This is a genomic window from Peptococcaceae bacterium 1198_IL3148 (genome assembly GCA_036763105.1).
GTDB lineage: Bacteria > Bacillota > Desulfotomaculia > Desulfotomaculales > Desulfohalotomaculaceae > JBAIYS01.
This window is the reverse complement of record JBAIYS010000008.1, coordinates 24,480-44,556: the sequence shown is the minus strand read 5'-3', so window position 1 is coordinate 44,556 and position 20,077 is coordinate 24,480. Positions and strand designations below refer to the sequence as shown.

At 46.5% G+C, this 20,077-nt stretch carries 19 protein-coding genes; 14 read left to right on the top strand and 5 right to left on the bottom strand.

Annotated elements, in window-relative coordinates; translation table 11 throughout:
- The first annotated feature begins 77 nt into the window (after nt 1–77).
- From V6C27_08970 to glpX, 3 genes are all read left to right on the top strand, one after another.
- The gene (locus V6C27_08970; protein MEG6616548.1) at nt 78–2,171 is read left to right on the top strand and encodes a PBP1A family penicillin-binding protein; all 2,094 of its coding nucleotides are present in this window, start codon (nt 78–80) and stop codon (nt 2,169–2,171) included.
- A gap of 107 nt (nt 2,172–2,278) precedes the next feature.
- Complete coding sequence (locus V6C27_08965) at nt 2,279–3,169, top strand: mechanosensitive ion channel family protein (protein ID MEG6616547.1); 891 nt, start codon at nt 2,279–2,281, stop codon at nt 3,167–3,169.
- Between the two features lie 110 nt (nt 3,170–3,279).
- Nucleotides 3,280–4,248 (top strand): class II fructose-bisphosphatase, encoded by a 969-nt coding sequence (glpX, locus tag V6C27_08960; protein ID MEG6616546.1) that lies wholly within the window; start codon nt 3,280–3,282, stop codon nt 4,246–4,248.
- 84 nt (nt 4,249–4,332) lie between these two features.
- Here glpX and V6C27_08955 read toward each other — a convergent pair whose 3' ends face one another.
- On the bottom strand, nt 4,333–6,309 hold the full coding sequence (locus V6C27_08955) for a molybdopterin-dependent oxidoreductase (protein ID MEG6616545.1): 1,977 nt from the start codon (nt 6,307–6,309) through the stop codon (nt 4,333–4,335).
- A gap of 176 nt (nt 6,310–6,485) precedes the next feature.
- On the opposite strand from V6C27_08955, the gene V6C27_08950 reads away from it, so the two are divergent.
- Nucleotides 6,486–6,761 (top strand): DUF1294 domain-containing protein, encoded by a 276-nt coding sequence (locus V6C27_08950; protein MEG6616544.1) that lies wholly within the window; start codon nt 6,486–6,488, stop codon nt 6,759–6,761.
- A gap of 96 nt (nt 6,762–6,857) precedes the next feature.
- Here the strand turns inward: V6C27_08950 and V6C27_08945 are convergent, their stop codons facing one another.
- A complete protein-coding gene (locus V6C27_08945; GenBank protein MEG6616543.1) occupies nt 6,858–7,010 on the bottom strand; it encodes a DUF1540 domain-containing protein in 153 nt (50 codons plus the stop codon).
- A 251-nt stretch (nt 7,011–7,261) separates the two neighbouring features.
- On the opposite strand from V6C27_08945, the gene V6C27_08940 reads away from it, so the two are divergent.
- The 9 genes from V6C27_08940 (at nt 7,262) to V6C27_08900 (ending at nt 16,930) form a co-directional block, all read left to right on the top strand.
- Entirely contained in the window at nt 7,262–8,836 is a 1,575-nt protein-coding gene (locus V6C27_08940; protein ID MEG6616542.1) for an ABC transporter substrate-binding protein, read from the top strand.
- A gap of 107 nt (nt 8,837–8,943) precedes the next feature.
- Nucleotides 8,944–9,948: an ABC transporter permease gene (locus V6C27_08935; GenBank protein MEG6616541.1), complete on the top strand. Its 1,005-nt coding sequence runs from the start codon at nt 8,944–8,946 to the stop codon at nt 9,946–9,948.
- A 20-nt stretch (nt 9,949–9,968) separates the two neighbouring features.
- Nucleotides 9,969–10,865: a nickel transporter permease gene (gene nikC, locus V6C27_08930; GenBank protein MEG6616540.1), complete on the top strand. Its 897-nt coding sequence runs from the start codon at nt 9,969–9,971 to the stop codon at nt 10,863–10,865.
- A 12-nt stretch (nt 10,866–10,877) separates the two neighbouring features.
- The gene (locus V6C27_08925) at nt 10,878–11,861 is read left to right on the top strand and encodes an ABC transporter ATP-binding protein (protein MEG6616539.1); all 984 of its coding nucleotides are present in this window, start codon (nt 10,878–10,880) and stop codon (nt 11,859–11,861) included.
- On the top strand, nt 11,861–12,826 hold the full coding sequence (locus V6C27_08920; GenBank protein MEG6616538.1) for a dipeptide ABC transporter ATP-binding protein: 966 nt from the start codon (nt 11,861–11,863) through the stop codon (nt 12,824–12,826). The genes V6C27_08925 and V6C27_08920 overlap by 1 nt, the downstream gene beginning before the upstream one ends.
- Before the next feature lie 184 nt (nt 12,827–13,010).
- Complete coding sequence (locus V6C27_08915; GenBank protein MEG6616537.1) at nt 13,011–13,703, top strand: response regulator transcription factor; 693 nt, start codon at nt 13,011–13,013, stop codon at nt 13,701–13,703.
- On the top strand, nt 13,700–15,094 hold the full coding sequence (locus V6C27_08910; protein MEG6616536.1) for a HAMP domain-containing sensor histidine kinase: 1,395 nt from the start codon (nt 13,700–13,702) through the stop codon (nt 15,092–15,094). The genes V6C27_08915 and V6C27_08910 overlap by 4 nt, the downstream gene beginning before the upstream one ends.
- Nucleotides 15,095–15,271: 177 nt before the next feature.
- Nucleotides 15,272–16,159 carry a GerMN domain-containing protein gene (locus tag V6C27_08905; GenBank protein ID MEG6616535.1) on the top strand — a complete coding sequence of 296 codons (888 nt, stop codon included), beginning with the start codon at nt 15,272–15,274 and terminating at the stop codon, nt 16,157–16,159.
- Between the two features lie 138 nt (nt 16,160–16,297).
- Nucleotides 16,298–16,930: an HAD hydrolase-like protein gene (locus V6C27_08900; GenBank protein ID MEG6616534.1), complete on the top strand. Its 633-nt coding sequence runs from the start codon at nt 16,298–16,300 to the stop codon at nt 16,928–16,930.
- Between the two features lie 263 nt (nt 16,931–17,193).
- Here V6C27_08900 and V6C27_08895 read toward each other — a convergent pair whose 3' ends face one another.
- The 3 genes from V6C27_08895 to V6C27_08885 are packed head-to-tail and all read right to left on the bottom strand — an operon-like array spanning nt 17,194 to nt 19,250.
- On the bottom strand, nt 17,194–17,829 hold the full coding sequence (locus V6C27_08895) for a hypothetical protein (GenBank protein ID MEG6616533.1): 636 nt from the start codon (nt 17,827–17,829) through the stop codon (nt 17,194–17,196).
- Nucleotides 17,830–17,868: 39 nt separating this feature from the next.
- On the bottom strand, nt 17,869–18,666 hold the full coding sequence (locus V6C27_08890) for an SIR2 family protein (GenBank protein ID MEG6616532.1): 798 nt from the start codon (nt 18,664–18,666) through the stop codon (nt 17,869–17,871).
- Nucleotides 18,663–19,250, bottom strand: coding sequence for a non-canonical purine NTP pyrophosphatase (locus V6C27_08885; protein MEG6616531.1), 588 nt, complete (start codon nt 19,248–19,250; stop codon nt 18,663–18,665). Before V6C27_08885 ends, V6C27_08890 begins: the two co-directional genes overlap by 4 nt.
- A 100-nt stretch (nt 19,251–19,350) precedes the next feature.
- Here V6C27_08885 and V6C27_08880 point away from each other — a divergent pair, with 100 nt between their 5' ends.
- Entirely contained in the window at nt 19,351–20,028 is a 678-nt protein-coding gene (locus V6C27_08880) for a YitT family protein (GenBank protein ID MEG6616530.1), read from the top strand.
- Nucleotides 20,029–20,077 lie beyond the last annotated feature (49 nt).

Below are 20,077 nucleotides of genomic sequence, written 5' to 3'. Positions count from 1 at the left end.
AATAATTAAAGTGGTATGTTACTTGATTTTCCTCATAAATTAATTAGCGAATTGATATAGGGGAGCGGGGAGAATTTATGAAACCAAACCAACAAAAGGACAATGAAAAAACAAAGTATTACACCTTATTAAAAATTATATTGATTTTTTCACTGATTATTTTAATTACCATCGGTGCCACCATCGGTTGGTTTTACGAGCGTTATTATAAAGATATTACCGCCCAAGTGGGGTTGGCCAGTTACCAATACCAACCGATACAAAAAACCCAAATTTACTCAGCAGATAATGTGTTATTGGCGGAATTATACGCAGAAAATCGGGTTTGTGTTGACATAGAGGATATTTCGCCGGAAATGCAGCAGGCCATAATTGCCATTGAAGATCACCGCTTTTACAAACATGGTGGCATTGATATCTTTGGCACCATGCGGGCCTTTGTAGAAAATATCAGAAACCATGCTGTGGTTCAGGGCGGTAGCACCATTACCCAACAGTTGGCCCGGCATCTTTTTTTAACCTATGAACGGACCTATGAAAGAAAACTTAAAGAAGCGGCCTTAGCCATTGCCCTAGAACAAAAGTACACCAAGCAAGAGATATTAAGTATGTACTTAAATGAAATTTATTTTGGTAGCGGCTATTACGGGGTGGAAACAGCGGCCCAACATTACTTTGGCAAACCGGCCGCCCAATTGAACTTGGCCGAAAGCACGCTACTGGCAGCGGTACCCAATCAGCCCAGCCAATATGAGCTGCACGGACATTTGGATAACGCCATAAAAAGGCAACGGGCAATTCTCAACCGCATGGTCGGTTTAGGGATGATCAGTATGGAACAATATGCTACAGCGTTGCAGCAAGAGATCAAAGTGTTGCCACCGACTGAGTTAAACTTTAAACATCCCTATTTTACTTCGGTTGCCATTGATCAGTTGGAAGAACTAATCGGCCACGAAAACATTTATAAAGGCGGCCTGGTGGTGCATACCACGCTAAATACTCAAATGCAGCAGCAGGCAGAAATTACCGTTTCCCAAGCAATGGACACCTTTAAACAGCGGGGCATCGGTGCCAGCAACTTGGCTTTGGTGTCGGTGGTACCTCGCACCGGAGCGGTGGCCAGTTTAGTGGGCGGTGTGGATTTCGCAACTGATCAAAATAACTTAGCGGTCACACCGCGGCAACCGGGTTCCACCATCAAGCCCTTTGTATATGCTGCTGCTTTAGATGCCGGTATCATTAATATGCACTCTCGCCTTAACGCTGCCTCTAAAAGCTTTAATGGGTACTTAATTAAAGGCTCCAGCACGTCAACAGGCAGTGTGTCGTTACCAGAGGCCATCAGACGTTCGCTTAACGTACCGGTGGCCGAAGTGGTTAATAAAATGAGTTTTGACCGAACCATTAATTATCTAAAAAATTTTGGTATCACCACCATTACAGAAAACGATCGTAATTTTGCAGCCTTGGCCCTAGGGGGTATGTACCATGGCATTAAACCGTTGGAAATGGCAACTGGCTATGCTGTTTTTGGCAACCAGGGTTTGTACAATAAGCCATATTTTATTGAAACGGTAAAGGATATCAACGGCATAGTTATTTTTCAACACCAACCTAAACCTAGCAGAGTAATTTCTGCCCAGGCGGCCAATAACATGCACCAGATGTTAAAGAACGTGGTCAGTGGTGGTACCGGAAGCTATGCCCGAATTCCTTGGGAAAGTGCGGGCAAAACAGGCACCACCGATGACAACCGCTGCCTGTGGTTTGTGGGTTACACCAACAACTTGGCCACTGCCATTTGGGTGGGCAACAACGACAACAGACCGGTTTATGGTGCCGGCAGTGGTGGCGCCGTTGCCGGCCCTGTATGGAAGCAGTACATGATGGCTGTCATTGAAAAGGGCTATGTTGAAAAACCAGCCAAAATGGCATATACACCACCACCTGCCAAGCCACCGGAAACCCCTGCGGTCACCCAACCGCCGGTGGTTGAACAGCCAAAGACTGAGCCAGAGGCTCAGCCTAAACCGGCCACCGAACCACCGCCGCAACAGACAGCACAACCGGTGACCGAACCGGTTGACCAACAGTCGGAACCATCGGTGGAAGAGTCGGAGGTAACTCCGCAGCCTGAACAGGTAGAATCGGAGGCGGTGACGGAGTAGTTGATTAAAACCCCCTAACTGGCAAATTTGCAAAGTACATTGACGATGGAATAGAAAAGTGTCTATAATTTATAGGGTAATTCTACAATACACGGGGGTGTTTTAAGGTGGAAGAATGGTTAATCAATTATTTTGCCGATATGAACTGGGAGCCAGCTATCCATAAATCCCTGACCATTTTGGTAATTATCTTGTTAGGCTATGCCACTTTAGTAATCCGCAAGAAAATTATTTATCAAGCATTTTCTGTCACGCACAAACTGAACGAAAACAAAAAACAGTCGTTAATCTCGATGCTGATGTCATTAACTAGGTATGTGGTTTACATTGTGGGTGTAATTTTGATTCTCAAGCAATTTATGGACATTACCCCCATTATAGCCAGTGCCGGTATTGTGGGTGTGGCCATTGGTTTTGGTGCCCAAAGCTTGGTTAAAGACGTAATTACTGGTTTTTTCATTATGTTTGAAGATCAGTTCCATGTGGGTGATTGGGTAGAAATTAACGGCGGCGAGGTAACCGGTACCATTGAAGAAATTGGACTGCGCCTTACCACTGTCCGGGAATGGTCGGGCAAGAAATTTTATCTGGCCAATTCAGAAATCCGCTCGGTGCGCAATTATAACCGCAAGGAATTGCGGGCGATAGTTACCGTAACTTTCCCCTTTGAAGAAGACCCGGTTAGATTGCGTCGCATGCTGGAAGATGTCTGTAAGCAGGTGCAAGGTGATTTCCATGAACATATGTTGTTGGACAGTGAAGGCAACATTAAGGAACCATTGCAGGTCTACGGTGTATCGGACATTGATAACAATGACAAAGGTGGTACCTTTACCATCATTGGTCAAACAAAACCTAGTTCTGTCTGGACGATAGAAAAAATGTTAAAAGAGTATATTTGGCGCAACAGTTATCAGCAGGGGATCAAAATTGCCTACCCCCGTCGGGTCTATCAAGAGGCCACTGAAGAGGAAGCAGTTAAAGAACCTGGGCTATAATCAGCAAGTATGCGGGAAATTAAATTTGAATTATGCATACTAATTAGTTAATAAAGGCCATATATTATGTTATAATAAAAATATATTATACACTTTTAGGGGGTTGACTTATGGATCGCGAATTGGCGATGGAGATTGTTAGGGTTACCGAAGTGGCTGCTTTGGCTTGTGGCCGTTGGCTGGGTCGAGGCAAAAAGAATGAGGCTGACAATGCAGCAACCTCTGCAATGAGAGCAATGTTTGATACAGTAAATATGGATGGCACTGTGGTAATTGGTGAGGGAGAAATGGATGAAGCTCCCATGCTATATATTGGAGAAAAACTGGGCCATGGGGATTCACCAAAGGTGGATATCGCCGTTGACCCACTGGAGGGCACTAACCTAGTGGCCAAAGGTTACGGCAATGCCATGGCGGTGGTGGCCATTGCAGATAAAGGAAATCTACTGCATGCACCGGATATGTATATGGAAAAAATTGCGGTAGGCCCCAGAGCAGCCGGAAAAATTCATCTGGATGATCCTATGGATAAAACCCTGAAAATTTTAGCTGAAGCCAATGGTAAGAACATCAGCGATTTAACGGTGATGATCTTAGAGCGGGAACGCCACAATCAGATCATTGAAGCGGTGCGCAATGCTGGCGCCCGGGTAAGACTGTTTGGCGATGGTGATGTGGGGGCAGCCATTTCCACTGCCATTGACGACACTGGTATTGATTTATATGTTGGCATCGGTGGGGCCCCGGAAGGGGTAATTGCTGCCGCTGCCCTTAAATGCTTAGGTGGCGAAATGCAAGCCAGACTGGTGCCGGAAGATGACGAGGAATATAAGCGTTGTATGGATATGGGGTTAAAGGACCCCCGGCAGATTTTATATATGAATGACCTGGTAAAGGGTGATGACGCCATCTTTGCTGCCACCGGCGTTACCGACGGTGAAATGTTGCGCGGTGTACGTTACCTAAGTAATGACCGTGCTGAAACCGAAACCATCGTAATGAGGGCTAAAACCGGCACCGTAAGATACATCAAAGCAGTTCACTACCTGCCAGGAAAACCACATTTGGTTATGGAATAGAATGCCATAAAATTATGAATTATGAATTTTGAATTATTGAAGGGCTCGATCTGTACAGATCGAGCCCTTTGTTGGCATGTGCAGTTATAATCGTAGAGGCGGGTTTCCACGCCTGCCCGTAGAACTTATCTCACATTTACAATCATAAAAGGCGGTGCCGGGGCCTAGGTCGGGGATGAAATCTGGGGTGAGTTGGTTGATGCCACCGCCTTGTTTTAGCCAGCGCCCTTGATAAACTAAAGCTACCCTTTCCGGCACCTTATCTGTAATCACAATTTTCACTGGCATGCTGCCCCTGGGACTGCTAATTTTGGCCCTTTGGCCCGCTGACAAACCGCGTTTTTTGGCTTCCAGCGGGTTAATTTCCACCTCCATTGGCACCTGATCATCAAAATCTTGATAAAACTGTGAATGCATATAATGTTTGTGATGGGCGGTGATTAGCTTTAGCGGGTATTGATCACAGATTGGTTCGTGCAACCCCTGGTAAGGGGCGGTTAAAAACTCAAATTTACCGCTGGCTGTTTCAAACTGACCATCTTCAAAGGGTACGGCCGCTGCGGTGGGATGAGTAATTGGCCCCTGGGCCAGTTTGGCCAGCGTAATGCCGTAATTAGCCGCTGCCGGCTCTAACACCCACTCCAACCACTGCTTGGGGGTGCTGAACTCAAAACCCGGCAGATGCATATGCTGGGCCAACTCAGTGAAGATCACGACGTCCGGTTTGCAGATTCCCGGTGGCTGCACCACTTGGGGGCAATAACTTAAATGATAATTCCACGAACTTTTAATTAAATTCTTCTCTTCTAAAAAATGGGTGCAGGGAAGAACTAAGTCAGCCATTTCAGCGGTGTCAGTCATAAACAGATCCACCACTACGATAAAATCTAGCGTAGATAAGGCTTGCTTAAACTTATTAATATTGGGCATCTGATTAACGGGGTTAGATCTGGTGACAATCATCGCTTTAATGGGTGGTGCGGTGGCATTTAGAATTTCATCCGCCAGTGTCGGCACCGCCATTTGGCGGCTGGCGGTGGCCAAATGTTTCCCCGCAATATCATTGAAGACACCCCGCCAAAGCTGGTGGGCATAATTAATGCCACCACCGGTGATGCCGATGTTGCCCGTTAAGGCTGCCAGGGCGTCAATGGCTCGCACTGTATTACCACCGTTGGCATAGCGCTGCATGCCGTAACCCAACAAAATGGTGGCGGCGTCGGCTTGGCCATAGATAATTGCAGCTTCTCTGATGGTTTTTTCATCAATGCCGGTAACCCTTTGGGCCCATTCCGGGGAATGGTTTTTCACCAGCGCCAGATATTCGGTAAAGTTGTGACCGTACTGGGTGGCAAAGTCCGGGCGATGTAAGTTTTGTTCAATGATCACCTGGGCCATGGCCAACGCCAATGCACCGTCGGTGCCAGGGTGGGGACGCAAGTGCAGATGGGCATACTCCGCCGCTTTAATTTTTAATGGATTAATCACCATCAATTTGGCGCCGTTGGCCACCGCCTTTCTAATCAAGGGAACCATATGGATGTTGGTGGTTTCTGGATCTCTACCCCACAGTACAATTAGGTTGGCATTTAGTATGTCGTCCCATTGATGCAACTTTAGTCGACCAAAATCTTGCTCCTGGGCGGCAATGCCACTGCCCCAGCAAATGCTGCCCCTTAGCGTGGTGACACCACCGTAGGCGTTGCAAAAACGGCGGTCTAAGTTGTGCAACATGCCGCCAGCACCGGCCCCATCGTGAAGCAGTACCGCTGTACTGCCGTACTTTTCTTTGATGCCAGTTAACTTATCAGCAATGATATGATAGGCCTGTTGCCAACTAACCGGCTGCCATTGCCCGTGTTTTTTTAACAGTGGCTCAGTGATACGGCGGGGGCTATATAGTCGCTCCAAATGGCGGTAACCCTTAGAACATAAAAAACCTCGGGTGATGGGATGATCAGCATCTCCCTCAATTTTAACCACTCGATCATTTTCCACATGCACCAACAGTCCACAGCTATCTAAACAGTCCAACGGGCAGGTGGATTTGAATACCTTCAAGATTGTTCACCCCCTTAGTTAATTAATTGACTTTATAAAAAATAATTTTACTAGGTACTGTTTGCAAAAATCAAAATGCATGCAATAATGAAATGTAACATTTAGATTTTAAAAGTTTGTGAAAAAATAGCATAGCAGATATCATGTAAAAATTGTTTTAGCTGGGGGAATTTACTTTGCAAATTGTTAAGTTCTATTTAATCCTAGTCAACGCCATTGCCTTCCTGATGTTTGTGGTGGATAAGTGGTTTGCTAAAAAGAATAAATGGCGGGTGCCTGAGAGCCGGTTGCTATTGGTCTGTGCCATTGGTGGTTCCATGGGGGCACTGGTGGCTATGCACATAATGCGTCATAAGACCCAAAAGCTAAAGTTTAAGTGGGGTGTACCGGCAATATTGTTGGCCCAAATAGCTGTGATTATCTATGCTGCCCAGCGGTTGGCAAACTCGTAAAATAAAATCCACCCGATATTATTATAAATTAATGTCACGATAAATTAAACTGTGTTAAAATTTTAAAGGGCGCAATCTAATGCGCCCTTTAGTTATTTACATTTGAGGTTTAAAAGTTTCGCACTTTGTGTGATCAGAGGTATCCGCTTGGCTGGAATGATTGCGATTAACTTGGATCATAGGTGCATCACACATGACATTGCTGTTGTACTGACACTCAGTGACATTGCACTTAATACTTTGTGGCATAAAAATTCACCCCCTTTACAAAGGTTATCATGTGCTAAAGCAGTAAGTTTTATGCAGTGGTTTTATTATTTACCACCGGTTCAGCAGAGGAATTTTAAAATATTTGTCGAATATTTATAATTTATTGCACAGTATCTGTAAACTTATGTCTACAGATGTTGTACAAAAAGGAATTTTATGGTTTTGTTTTTGATTAGTGATGCGCGTTAAATTAGGGAAGGGGGATAAAAAGAGGAGGAATATATAACATGATGCGTAAAAGAACGCTCTATGTGGTACTGGCAGTGGCCATGTTGGCTCTATTACTGGTGGGTTGCGGCGGCGGCGAAAAAGCTACCAGTGACGAAGCAAAAGATAAAGTATTTGTATTTGCCCAAGGTGCAGACCCCCGTGGTTTGGATCCAGCCTTTGTGGATGATGGTGAATCTGCCAAAATAATGGTAAACGTATATGACAACTTGGTGCGTTATAAAGAAGGTAGCACCGAGATTGAGCCAGCTTTGGCTGAAAGTTGGGAATCCAATGAAGATAAAACCGAGTGGACTTTCCACCTGCGTCAAGGTGTTAAATTCCACGATGGCACCCCTTTCAATGCTGAAGCAGTAAAATTCAATATTGACCGTCAATTGGAACCTAACCGTACCGAGGCGATGCCCTACGCGAGCTTTGTATATGGTCCGGTGAAATCAGTGGAAGTAATTGACGAATACACTGTAAAAATCATTTTGAACAACCCATACGCTCCTTTCTTAGCTAACATGGCTATGTGTATGGCGGCACCAATTGTTAGCCCCACCGCGGTGGAGAAATATGGTGAAGACTTCATTGCCAACCCGGTGGGTACTGGCCCATTCAAATTTGTTAAATGGGACCGCGGTCAATCCATCGAACTGGTGGCTAACGAAGAGTACTGGGATGGAGCACCTAAGTTAGACAAGTTGATCTTTAAGTTTGTTAAGGAAAACTCCGTTCGGGCCAGTGAACTGATGACTGGTTCCATCGATGCCATGGACGGTGTAGACCCTAACGACGTTAAGACGCTGCAAGACAACGGCATTAAAGTGGCGATGAACCCTGGTATGAACATCAACTACTTAGCATTCTTTACTAATAAAGAGCCCTTTAACAATCCGCTACTGCGTCAAGCGGTAAGCCATGCCATTGACCGCGAAGCCATTGTGGAACATCTATATCAAGGTACAGCGGATTTGGCCAATGGCCCACTGCCATCCTTTATGCCCGGTTATGATAAGGACCTCAAGCCTTACGAATACAACCCGGAAAAAGCTAAAGAATTGCTGGCAGAAGCCGGTTACGCCGATGGCCTAAAGGTTACGCTGTTAACCTATACCAACCCCCGTCCATACAACTCTGTGGGACAGAAGTTGGCCGAAGCCATTCAAGGGGACCTGCAAAAGGTTGGTATTACTGCAGAAATTAAAGCTTGGCCTTGGACTGAGTACAAAGCCATTGTGTCACCGGAAATTGTCACTGAAGGCGATATGATGATTTATGGTTGGATTGGTGACAACGGTGACCCCGATAACTTCCTGACACTGTTGGACAGTAAGGAAATTGCCGGTAGCCTAAACAGTGCCAAATACGCTAACCCACAAGTAGATCAACTGCTTGAACAAGGTCGTCAAGAATTTGATATGGCCAAACGGGCAGAAATCTACAGTGAGTTACAGAAAATTGTCATTGAAGAAGCTCCATGGGTATTTATCTCCCACGCCACAGCAATGACTGCGGAAAGAGATAATGTGGTCAACTTTAGCTTGCACCCAACCGGTGTGGTCTTCTTCCACAACGTGGATAAAAAATAGTATTATTTTCCTTAGTTTAAACGCGCGCGCATAGAGATATGGCCCAAATTTAATTTGGGCCATATCTATGTTACTTTCTTAGGTATAATTAGGGGGTTAAATTAATTATGCTCCGTTATTTGATTAAACGTATCCTAATGCTGATCCCAGTACTGCTGGGGGTAAGCTTATTTGTATTTTTAGTGTTGCACCTGTTTACCACCGACCCAGCCATGAACATGTTGGGACAACACGGTACCAATGAACAGGCCGAAGCACTGCGGGAAAGCATGGGCCTTAACGACCCCATTTATGTGCAATTTGCCCGCTTTCTTTCAGACTTACTGCACGGTGATTTTGGACGCTCCTTAATGACCCGCGCCCCGGTGTTGGACGAGATCTTTGCCCGTTTTCCAGCCACAGTGGAGTTAGCCTTGGCGGCTATATTTATCGCCACGGTGGTGGGGGTAACTGTGGGTGTAATCTCGGCAGTAAAGCAATATTCAATATTTGACTATGTAAGTATGATTGGTGCACTGGTGGGTGTGTCGATGCCTATTTTCTGGTTGGGGTTAATGATGATTATCCTCTTCTCACTGACGTTGGGTTGGTTGCCGGTATCCGGTCGGATTGCAGTGGGGATGGAACCGGCCCACATCACGGGGTTATATGTGTTGGATAGCATTCTCACCCAGGATTGGGAGTCATTAAAGAGCGCCCTGTTGCATTTAATTATGCCGGCCACAGCGTTGGCCACAACATCCATGGCCATCATTGCCCGGATGACCCGCTCCACCATGTTGGAAGTTATCCGTCAGGATTACATTCGCACCGCCCGGGCTAAAGGCTTAAAGGAATCGGTGGTTGTTTATCGCCATGCCTTAAGAAACGCCCTCATTCCCATTATCACTGTCATTGGTTTGCAACTGGGTGTATTGATGGGGGGAGCGGTCCTTACCGAGACGGTATTTGGTTGGCCCGGTGTAGGTAGCCGGTTAATAGATGCCATCATGGCATCGGATTACCCCATGGTACAGGGAACAGTTATTTTCATCGCCACGGTATTTGTGGTGGTAAACCTCATTGTAGACTTGCTCTATGCTTGGTTAGACCCACGCATTAAGTACTCATAAAAAGAACGGGAGTTGTAAACATGTCAGAGTTAGCCAAAGCGCCAGCCCCAACTGCTCAGGAAATAGTGGAAGAAACATACTCCCCAGTTAAGGATTTTTGGCGCCGCCTAAAGAAAAACAAACTGGCCATGACTAGTTTGGTCTTTCTAATTGGCCTAGTATTGATGGCCATTTTTGCTCCATACATTGCCCCATACGACCCCATTAACGGTGTAATGTCCGATGCGCTCCAAGAACCCAGTGCCCAACATTGGCTGGGCACTGATGAATTGGGCCGGGATATTTTGAGCCGGATTATCTACGGTGCCCGCATATCGCTGAAGGTGGGTCTGATGGCGGTGGCCATAGCCCTTTCTATGGGGACAGTACTGGGCTCCATTGCCGGTTATTTTGGTGGCAGAATTGATAACCTCATCATGCGCCTGATGGATATTATGCTTTCCTTTCCTTCAATGTTACTGGCCATTGCCTTTATGGCGGCCCTTGGACGAGGGATTGAAAATGCCATTATCGCCATCAGTATTGTAACCATGCCGGAATACGCCCGGATTGTGCGGGGCTCGGTGTTGTCCATCAAAGAAAGCGACTATGTACAGGCTGCCCGGGCCATTGGTAATAAAGATATGTCTATTATTTTTAAACACATTATGCCTAACGTGTTGGCCCCCATTATCGTTAGGGGTACCATGGGCATATCCACCGCTATTTTAGATACTGCCGCCTTGGGCTTTTTAGGCTTAGGTGTGCAACCGCCGGATGCCGAATGGGGCACCATGCTGGGGGCCGGCCGTAATTACTTGTTTAATGCACCGCACTTAGTGATGTTCCCTGGCATTGCCATTACGCTAACGGTGATGACCTTCAACCTGTTGGGTGACGGTTTAAGGGATGCCCTAGACCCAAGATTGCGTTCATAGGAGGTGGAAACAATGAGCGAAGCACTTTTAAAGATAACTGACCTAAAAACTCACTTTTTTCTGGATGACGGTGTGGTACCAGCAGTGGACGGAGTAAGTTTCCACCTAAACAAAGGGGAAACGTTGGCGGTGGTGGGGGAATCCGGCAGTGGTAAAAGTATCACCTCCCTTTCCATCATGGGTCTGGTGCCCAGCCCCCCAGGAAAAATCGTTGGCGGCACCATTGAGTTCGCCGGTGAAGACCTGTTAAAGAAATCTGAAAAGGAAATGCGAGCGGTGCGGGGCAACCGCATCTCGATGATCTTCCAAGAACCGATGACTTCACTGAACCCGGTTTACCGGGTTGGTGATCAGATAGCCGAAGCGTTAATTTTGCACCAAGGGTTGACTAAAAAAGAGGCGATGGAACGGGCTATTGAAATGTTGCGTTTAACCGGTATTCCTTCGCCGGAAAAGCGGGCTTACGAATTTCCCCATCAAATGAGCGGTGGCATGCGCCAACGGGTGATGATTGCCATGGCCCTCAGTTGTCGTCCAGAACTGCTGATTGCCGATGAACCCACCACCGCGTTGGACGTGACCATTCAAGCCCAAATTTTAGAATTGATGCAGGAACTGAAAGAAAAAATGAACACCGCCATCATTATGATTACCCACGATTTGGCAGTGGTGGCCGAAATGGCCGACCGGGCGGTGGTGATGTACTGCGGTAAAGTGGTGGAAGAGGCTCCGGTGGCAGATTTGTTTGAAAATCCGCTGCACCCATATACCAAAGGGTTGTTGGCCTCTATCCCCAGCATTGATGATGATTCTAATGAAAAACTGTTTGTCATTGAAGGCAGCGTACCCAACATGATGCATTTACCCGCTGGCTGTGCCTTTGCTCCCCGTTGCCCCGAGGCTAAAGACCAGTGCCTGGGTGCAATTCCCCAGTTGAAGCAAGTGGCACCGGGTAGAAAAGTTAGCTGCTGGTTAGCGGAAGGGGGTGCAGAATAATGGAACCCCTGTTAAGGGTCAAAAACTTGACCAAATACTTCCCCATCAGCAAGGGGTTGTTAGGCAAGCCCGACGCGGTGGTTAAAGCGGTGGACGGGGTCAACTTTGACATCAATCCCGGCGAAACTTTGGGTTTGGTTGGTGAGAGCGGTTGCGGTAAATCCACCACCGGCCGAGTAATTCTGCGGTTGTTAGAACCCACCGCCGGTGAGGTGTATTTTGAAGGCCAAAACATCTTCAAGATTTCTTCAGAGCAAATGCGTCACCTGCGCCAAGAGATGCAAATTATCTTCCAAGATCCCTATGCCTCGTTAAACCCCAGGATGACGGTGGGTCAAATTGTTGCCGAACCGTTAAAGATCTTTGGTTTGGCCAAGGGTGCGCAGCTAGATAAACGGGTAAACCAACTGTTGGAATATGTAGGTCTGGCCAGTTATCACGCCCGCCGATATCCCCACGAGTTCAGCGGTGGTCAGCGGCAGCGGGTGGGCATTGCCCGGGCATTGTCCGTTAACCCCAAACTAATCATCTGTGACGAAGCGGTATCAGCGCTGGACGTGTCCATTCAATCCCAGGTGCTGAACTTGCTTAAAGACTTACAAAAGGAATTTAATTTCTCCTACCTGTTTATCGCCCACGGGCTAAACGTAGTTAAGCACATGTCCGATCGGGTGGGGGTAATGTATTTGGGACAAATGGTGGAACTGGCTAGCGATGTGGATTTGTACGGTGCACCGCTACATCCGTACACCCAGGCGCTTTTATCAGCAATCCCGGTGCCCAACCCAAAGGTAAAGAAAGAGCGGATCATTCTGGAGGGGGACGTCCCCAGCCCGGTGAATCCCCCCAGTGGTTGCCGTTTCCACACCAGATGCTTCAAATGCATGGACATCTGCAAACAGCAGCAACCGGAATATAAAGAAGTAAAACCAGGCCACTGGGTGGCCTGCCATGCTGTCACATAGTGACCGCGGGACAATTATGAATTATGAATTAGGAACGCACAATGTTGCGTTCCTTTTTGTCATTCTATAGAATAAGACAAGGGGAAAAGACAAGGGGACGTTCCCGTTGTCTTCTGCCAGCGAAACAATGGGAGAAGACAACGGACCTGTCCCCCTGTCTTAAAAGGAAATGTGGGTGATATATTTGTCTACTATTTTAATTGTGGATGATGAAAAACTTTTGGTTAAAGGTTTAAAGCGCAGCTTGGAGCAGGAGGGCTACCAGGTGTTGGTTGCTTATGACGGTGCTGAAGCCATGAGCATTTATCATAAAGAGACCATTGATTTGGTGGTGCTGGATATCATGTTGCCCCAGATGAGTGGTTTGGATGTGTGCCGGGAACTGAGAAAACACACCGATATTCCCATTATTATGCTCACCGCCAAGGGTGAAGACGTGGATAAAATTGTTGGTTTAGAACTGGGGGCTGACGACTATATGACCAAGCCCTTCAACACCAGGGAACTGTTGGCCCGGATCAAGGCGGTCATGCGGCGCATTAGCCACAAAACCGACGGGCAAAATCAATATAACATCTCGGCAGGGGCGCTGGAACTGGATGTTCCCAAGCGCAAAGTCACCAATGATGGCAAAGCGGTGGATTTGACTGCCAAGGAATTCGACGTGCTGTTTCTTTTGGCCCAAAACCCCGGCCGGGTGTTCACCAGGGAAAACCTGTTGGCGGCGGTTTGGGGTGACGACTATTACGGCGACCTGCGCACCGTTGACGTGCATATTAGAAGGCTAAGGGAAAAACTGGAGCAAGACCCCAAGCACCCGGAATACATCCTCACCAAGTGGGGGGTAGGCTACTACTTTCGGGAGTATAACAAATGATTACCAGTGTCCGCTGGAAGCTGGTGGGTACCTATTTGATTATGATTGCGCTGACAGTGCTGCTTACCAATTGGTTGGCCTACACCGCCCTGAAACAGCATTACTTACAGGAAAGGCAAGAGGCCTATTTGGTGCATGCCTCTGTGGTCAGCACCTTTGCTGCCAACTATATTGATGGCAACAACTTAACAATGCCCATAGAATTCAGAACCTATGGCGAAAACGTGGGTGCCCGCATATTGCTCCTTGACCGCCAGGGTATAGTGGTTAACGATTCCTTCAATGAAAAATGGGTTGTGGGCAGGCAATTGGGGCATAACGAGGTGCAAGCGGCTTTAACCGGGGTGACCGCCGCCGGAGCCCACGCCCTATCAGCGGAGGAATGGGTAATGTATGTGGCGGTGCCGGTGACTTGGGAAAAGGAAGTGGTGGGGGCGGTGATGCTGTCCACCGACATTAATGATATCAAGGAAGCGTTACATGAGGTGCTCAAAAGCATGGCGGTTTTGTCAATGCTGGGCAGTGTATTGGCGCTAATGGTGGGGCTGTGGCTGGCGGCCAAAGTGACCAAACCGGTGGAAGACCTCAGCTTTGCGGTGGAACGGGTGGCCGCTGGCAATTTCAATGAACCGGTGCCGGTGCGCAGCCGAGATGAGTTGGGCCAGTTGACCAAGTCCTTTAACTCCATGGCCGAAAAACTGGCCAACGTCGACCGCAGTCGCCGGGAATTTATTGCCAATGCTTCCCATGAATTAAAATCGCCACTGTCCTCGATTAAAGCGCTGGCCGAGTCCCTAATCTACAGCAACGAGCAGGATGTGACCATATATAAAGAGTACCTGGGGGATATTAATGACGAAATTGACCGACTAAATCGCGTGGTGCATGATTTACTGCAACTGGCCAAGATGGAAGATGAAGTAACCACATTAAATATCGAAGCGCAATCGGTACAAAAGGTTATTGACCAAGTTATTCATTTGCTTAAACCCAAAGCAAAGGCCAAAGATATCACGTTGCAGGTAACCACCGCAGATCAATTGCTTTGGCCAGTGGATGAAGACATGTTGGCTATGATTTTGCTAAATTTGGTGGATAACGGCATTAAATACACCGCCCCCGGTGGTCAAGTAACCGTGAACGGCAACACAGTGGGGGATACCTTAGAACTACAGGTATCAGACAGCGGAGAAGGAATACCAGCGGCGGACCTACCCCACATCTTTGACCGCTTTTATCGGGTGGACAAAGCCAGATCCCGGGATACCGGCGGCACCGGCCTTGGCCTGTCCATAGTGCAACAAGCGGTAAAAGTATTGGGTGGCACCATCTCGGTGGAAAGCCAAGTGGGAATTGGCACCAAGTTTACCGTGAAGTTGGACAGACAGTAGGAAGACAAGGGGACAGGTCCCTTGTCTTCTATATACCCTGTACCCTGTGAATCGAACTGCTATAAAAAACTACAAAATTGGTCCACTTTCTTAACAATTTCGTAACAATTGTTTATTGCTGTGTAACAACTATTGGTTATAATAACTTCAGTGATCGGGAGTGATGGGAGGCGAGAGATGATGTCAAAACCCTCCAATGGCGATCGCATTAAACTGGTGGTTTTAATGTTGACCGTTATGTTGCTGTTGATTACCGCTGGTTGCACAACTCAGCCAGAAGTTCAAAGCACGGACCCTAAAAAACCACCCATTAGTTCTAAACCAATTGAACAAAAGGAAAAGGTAAAATTATACTTTTCCGACGAACAGGCGCTATTTTTAAAGCCGGAAGTGCGAGAAGTCACCATCAAAGGTGAGCCGTTGGCAGAAATAGTGGTTAAAGAGCTAATTAAAGGTCCCACCGAAGAGGGCTTGAAAAAGACGGTGCCTCCGGAAACCGAACTTCGGTCATTGCAGGTGGAAGAGGGCGTTGCCTACCTAAACCTCTCCAAAGAAGTGCAAACCAAGCACTGGGGTGGCACCACCGGAGAAATGATGACCGTTTATTCAATTGTTAATACACTTACTGATTTAAATATAGGTATTGAAAAAGTGCAGTTTCTTGTGGAAGGTGAAAAACAAGAAACCTTGGTTGGACATTTGAGCACCTTTGAACCGATAGCACCGGACTGGTTTATGACCAAGACCGGAGAAATTTGGTTAGGGGCAGTGGATATTAACATCGACAAACTGCGTGAATTGCAGCAACAGGTTGATGAAGGTCACCAACCGTGGTACCTAGATCCATTACAAGTGGCTATGGAAACCAGCACTAGATATGGTTTTGATCCTAGGGTAGATAAATTTACTCTGGTCAAGGTAGAAGAAATGGGTGAGTATGTTGGCACCGGCCTGGCATATGTCGAGGCCACCCATGATGGAAAGGACTACACCATCGAACTAATTCAACCTGTTGAGCAAGGTGCAACGGGTGTCTGGACCATCAATTCTATCACACTAAATTAGTTAATAAAGTTTATCCAATAAACCCAAATAAAATAAACCCATGTAAAGGGCGCCTAAAAGCGCTCTATTTTTTTTTGCTGATTACAACTATATGATATAATCAATGGGATAAAATGATAAAGGAAGGTTTCGCCAACGATGAAAATTGATACCGTGCTATTTGATTTAGATGGTACATTGGTGGATTCACTGCCACTAATTAAACGCACCTACCAGCGGGTTTTTCAAGAAATGAATATTCCTTGGGAAAATGACGAAGTGATGACTTGGGTGGGCCGATCTTTAAAGGACATTGGCAATTACTTTGCCGGAGAAGAACGAGGGCAGGAATTTTTTAAGGTCTACCAGCACTACTATGCCATCGACCATGATGAATATACCAAGGCCTACGCCGGCACATTGGAAATGTTGGAAAAGTTACATAACAAAGGCTACACCCTAGGGGTAGTGACTTCCAAAAGTGGTGCGGTGGCCAAGCGCAGCATAGACTTTTTGGGTATGGCTAAATATATGCAGATCCTCATTGGTGCCCAAGATGTGGACAAGCACAAACCGCTGCCAGATCCCTTACTGGTGGCTTTGGAAAGATTAAACCGCCAACCGGCCCAGGCCGCCTACGTTGGCGACAGCCCCTTTGATGTGCTGTCCGCCAAAGCAGCCAAAGTAAAGGCCATCGCAGTTACCTGGGGTATGGCCACCAAAGACATAATGGAAAATCACCAACCGGACCACATCATCGACAGATGGGATGAATTGTACCAATTGTTGTAGAGTAAGAACCTATTTTTAATGAGAAATGACGGAGGTGTAGGGGCTCAATTCATTGAGCCCACAAAGAAACGCTCGTTGTTAAACAATCGTTTTTCACTATGCGCAAATGTTACGTTTTACGGGATCGATAAATCGAAACCCCTGCAAAAGTCCTTAATTTCAGGTGCCTGATTCCAGCCGTTCAAAAGCAGATATCGTTAGTAAACAGCTTTGCACGTGCTGGTGTCTGGCACCGTCAAAGTAACCGTTGCAACAACCACCATTCAAATTTGCCTCTGCACTGCTTCAATCAGCTTTCTGGTGCTGCTGTTGCGGTTAGATCGGGTTTTAAAACAGCACCAATCGGTTTCCGGGTACAGGTCGGTCAACAGCAAAAAGGGTGAGCCTTTATAAAACCGATAAAAGGGCACTGCCAGTTTACTTTCCACAAAGGTTCTGGCCGTGAGGTTCTCCTTAATTTGCTGTTCATCCCATTGCACAACTTCGCTGAAAAATTCCCTAAAGGCATTGCGGGCTGTTTGCAAGTTCCAATAGTTTCTGCGGGTACTCACCAATTCCCACTCCCGAAATTTGCCGGGGTAGATATCATTAATACAATCAAAGACACTGCCGTGATAAACCTTCACCAGCATAATGCCCAACCGATGTTTTTGAAACACCGCTTGGGTCAGTTTCATTTTAATGTGCCATTCATTCCACCGCAGAATGTCCTCAATCATATATTTAGTTAGCATACGAGCATTGTCCCGGGCATACTGGTCAGTCCACATGCCAGTGGGGAACTTAGTCACTCGCCCCATCCGCAACCGCTCGTAGTATTCAATTACTTTGTCCGGTTTCATATACAATACCTCATAATAAATAATGTTGCGCCAAAGCGTTTTTACTGCAGAAGACACGGGACCCGTCCCCCTGTCTTCCCCCTGTCTTCCCCTGGCTTACATAGATTTAACCCTCTTATACAGTTCCTCCATAAAGTTGACAAAATCTGTTTCTGGGTGATCGCTGTTTAAACAAATAATGCGCATGCCCTTTTCGCCATAAATGGCCTCAAATATGGGGTTGGGTTGCATGGTGACCATGTAAGCTTTGCAGCTGGATTGCATAATTTTAAACAACTTACTCCACATATAGCGTACATTTAAATCGCGAAAACTGTAGCCCAAAAACAGTACCGTTTTACCTAGCAAATCGGACCGCAGCTTAATATCAATGGGCGCTTCCATGTCCAATCGGTTGTGGTAGTCGGTTTCGCCAATGACCAAAGTTTCATCGTGATCCAGGCTGCCGTGGAATTTAACTATTTTGGTTACGCCCTCTTGGGCGCGAATAACGTCGTCTAAAGTGGCAATGGAGCAATAGGGGTAACCGTGGTATTTAAAGGCCTCTTCCAACGCTTCATCAAAATTGGTGGTATAAATGGTGGGAAAGTTCATTTTTACTAAGTATTCATGGGCTTTGGAGGAACCAATGTCATAATTAACATTGCGTAAATTGCGATCAATAATTTTGGCAATGCGGTTTTTCCCGCCATATTTAATAATGTGGTATTCGGCAATTTGCAAAAAGTCTCCGTAAATTTTTAATACCTCCGGGTCAAATTCCAAATCCTCGGCAACCTTGTAAATTAACGTCTCCCAACCGGGCAAGTTAATGTTGCGGGAAAGGCCAGCCCCCACAAAGGGAATAATTCTATTTTCCTTAATGTCTTGGGCTAATTCGTCCAGTATCTTCATCTACAAGAACTCCTTTGCTTTAGTAAGAAATCCTTAAAATCGGTGGCTGCGGTCAACCGCATTGAGATTTTTAGCCTGTCCTCCTTAGGCATTTCCGCAAAAGTGCGATTTTCTCCTTGGGGGATAAAAACCGGGTCCCACTGGGTGCCCAATTCACCCATAGGATGGTGAGCAATGGTGCCGGATAATTTTCCTTGAAAGTAGTGAATGTTTCTGCCGTCGCAGTAGCCAATGGTGGTGATGGCCACCGCCTTGCGGTTATTTTCATTCTCCAGCAGTTTTAAAAACCCCGTTAATTTTAGCCTTTTCCAAAAAATATCCGTTAGGCCGCCGGGCAAACCGTTCCAGGCATCCAGGTATAAACCGGTTTGATCCACAAACAGTGGTGCACGTTTTTCTTCGAAGGCGGTCAGTACCTTACTCCGAATTATTTCGATCAGATTTCCGCCGGATTGTTCCGGAATATCCATATTAACAGTAATAAAATTCACTGGTTTCATTAGTTCCTTATATTCAGCAATTTTAATCTCATTTTGACTGATAAAACGTAGTGGTCGGCTATAATAAACTGCTTTGTAGGCCATGTAACCCCCTCCCTTACAGATTGTCAATATTACCTCGGTTTACTTTAGTTTAAATATAACATACAATTAAAGAGCACGGTAATTTAGGAGGCTAATGAGATTGAAAAAGTTAATTTTTTATATACTGCAATACAGTTGGTTGCTATTGGGACTATTTCTTTATGGGGCAGCCATTGTCCTGCTGTTACAAGCTAGACTGGGACTGACTCCTTGGGATGTATTGCACCAGGGCTTAACCCAATATTTGCCATTTACCCTAGGGCAGGTGATGATTGGCGTTGGTGCCATATTGGTGGCCATTACTTGGCTGTTGGGGGTAAAACCCGGTATCGGCTCCATCTTGAACATGATTTTAATAGGGGTGTTTGTGGACCAAATTATCATTTGGGGCTTGTTTCCCGCCCCGGAGGCCATGGGGTACCGCATTCTGTATTTAGTGGTGGGTGTGTTATGCTGTGGTTTAGCCACTGGCGTTTATATCACCGCCAACCTGGGCTCCGGTCCCCGGGACAGTTTGATGTTGGCGCTACACAACATTACCGGCTGGCGCATTGGCCCGGTGCGCACCGTCATTGAGGTGACGGTGGTGATTGTGGGTTATCTGCTGGGCGGCCTGTTGGGCATTGGCACATTAGTCTTTTCACTGACCATCGGCTGGGCCACAGAATTTTTTCTTACCTTTTTCCACAAAATAGGTAAGACCGAAGTTTTTGTTGGTTTTGTCAACGGTTTGTTAGAGGTAAAAGAACCAACGATACAGCAACGAAAAAGTGCTTGATAGAGAATATTCATTACTTACATGCGGTTTTGTAGGGGCTCAATTCATT

Excerpts from the sequence above, each read along its gene's own strand:
- V6C27_08970 (MEG6616548.1), top strand. The coding sequence starts at position 78 with ATGAAACCAAACCAACAAAAGGACAATGAAAAAACAAAGTATTACACC.
- glpX (MEG6616546.1), top strand. The coding sequence starts at position 3,280 with ATGGATCGCGAATTGGCGATGGAGATTGTTAGGGTTACCGAAGTGGCT.
- V6C27_08945 (MEG6616543.1), bottom strand. The coding sequence starts at position 7,010 with ATGCCACAAAGTATTAAGTGCAATGTCACTGAGTGTCAGTACAACAGC.
- V6C27_08940 (MEG6616542.1), top strand. The coding sequence starts at position 7,262 with ATGCGTAAAAGAACGCTCTATGTGGTACTGGCAGTGGCCATGTTGGCT.
- V6C27_08935 (MEG6616541.1), top strand. The coding sequence starts at position 8,944 with ATGCTCCGTTATTTGATTAAACGTATCCTAATGCTGATCCCAGTACTG.
- nikC (MEG6616540.1), top strand. The coding sequence starts at position 9,969 with ATGTCAGAGTTAGCCAAAGCGCCAGCCCCAACTGCTCAGGAAATAGTG.
- V6C27_08925 (MEG6616539.1), top strand. The coding sequence starts at position 10,878 with ATGAGCGAAGCACTTTTAAAGATAACTGACCTAAAAACTCACTTTTTT.
- V6C27_08920 (MEG6616538.1), top strand. The coding sequence starts at position 11,861 with ATGGAACCCCTGTTAAGGGTCAAAAACTTGACCAAATACTTCCCCATC.
- V6C27_08910 (MEG6616536.1), top strand. The coding sequence starts at position 13,700 with ATGATTACCAGTGTCCGCTGGAAGCTGGTGGGTACCTATTTGATTATG.
- V6C27_08905 (MEG6616535.1), top strand. The coding sequence starts at position 15,272 with ATGATGTCAAAACCCTCCAATGGCGATCGCATTAAACTGGTGGTTTTA.
- V6C27_08900 (MEG6616534.1), top strand. The coding sequence starts at position 16,298 with ATGAAAATTGATACCGTGCTATTTGATTTAGATGGTACATTGGTGGAT.
- V6C27_08890 (MEG6616532.1), bottom strand. The coding sequence starts at position 18,666 with ATGAAGATACTGGACGAATTAGCCCAAGACATTAAGGAAAATAGAATT.
- V6C27_08885 (MEG6616531.1), bottom strand. The coding sequence starts at position 19,250 with ATGGCCTACAAAGCAGTTTATTATAGCCGACCACTACGTTTTATCAGT.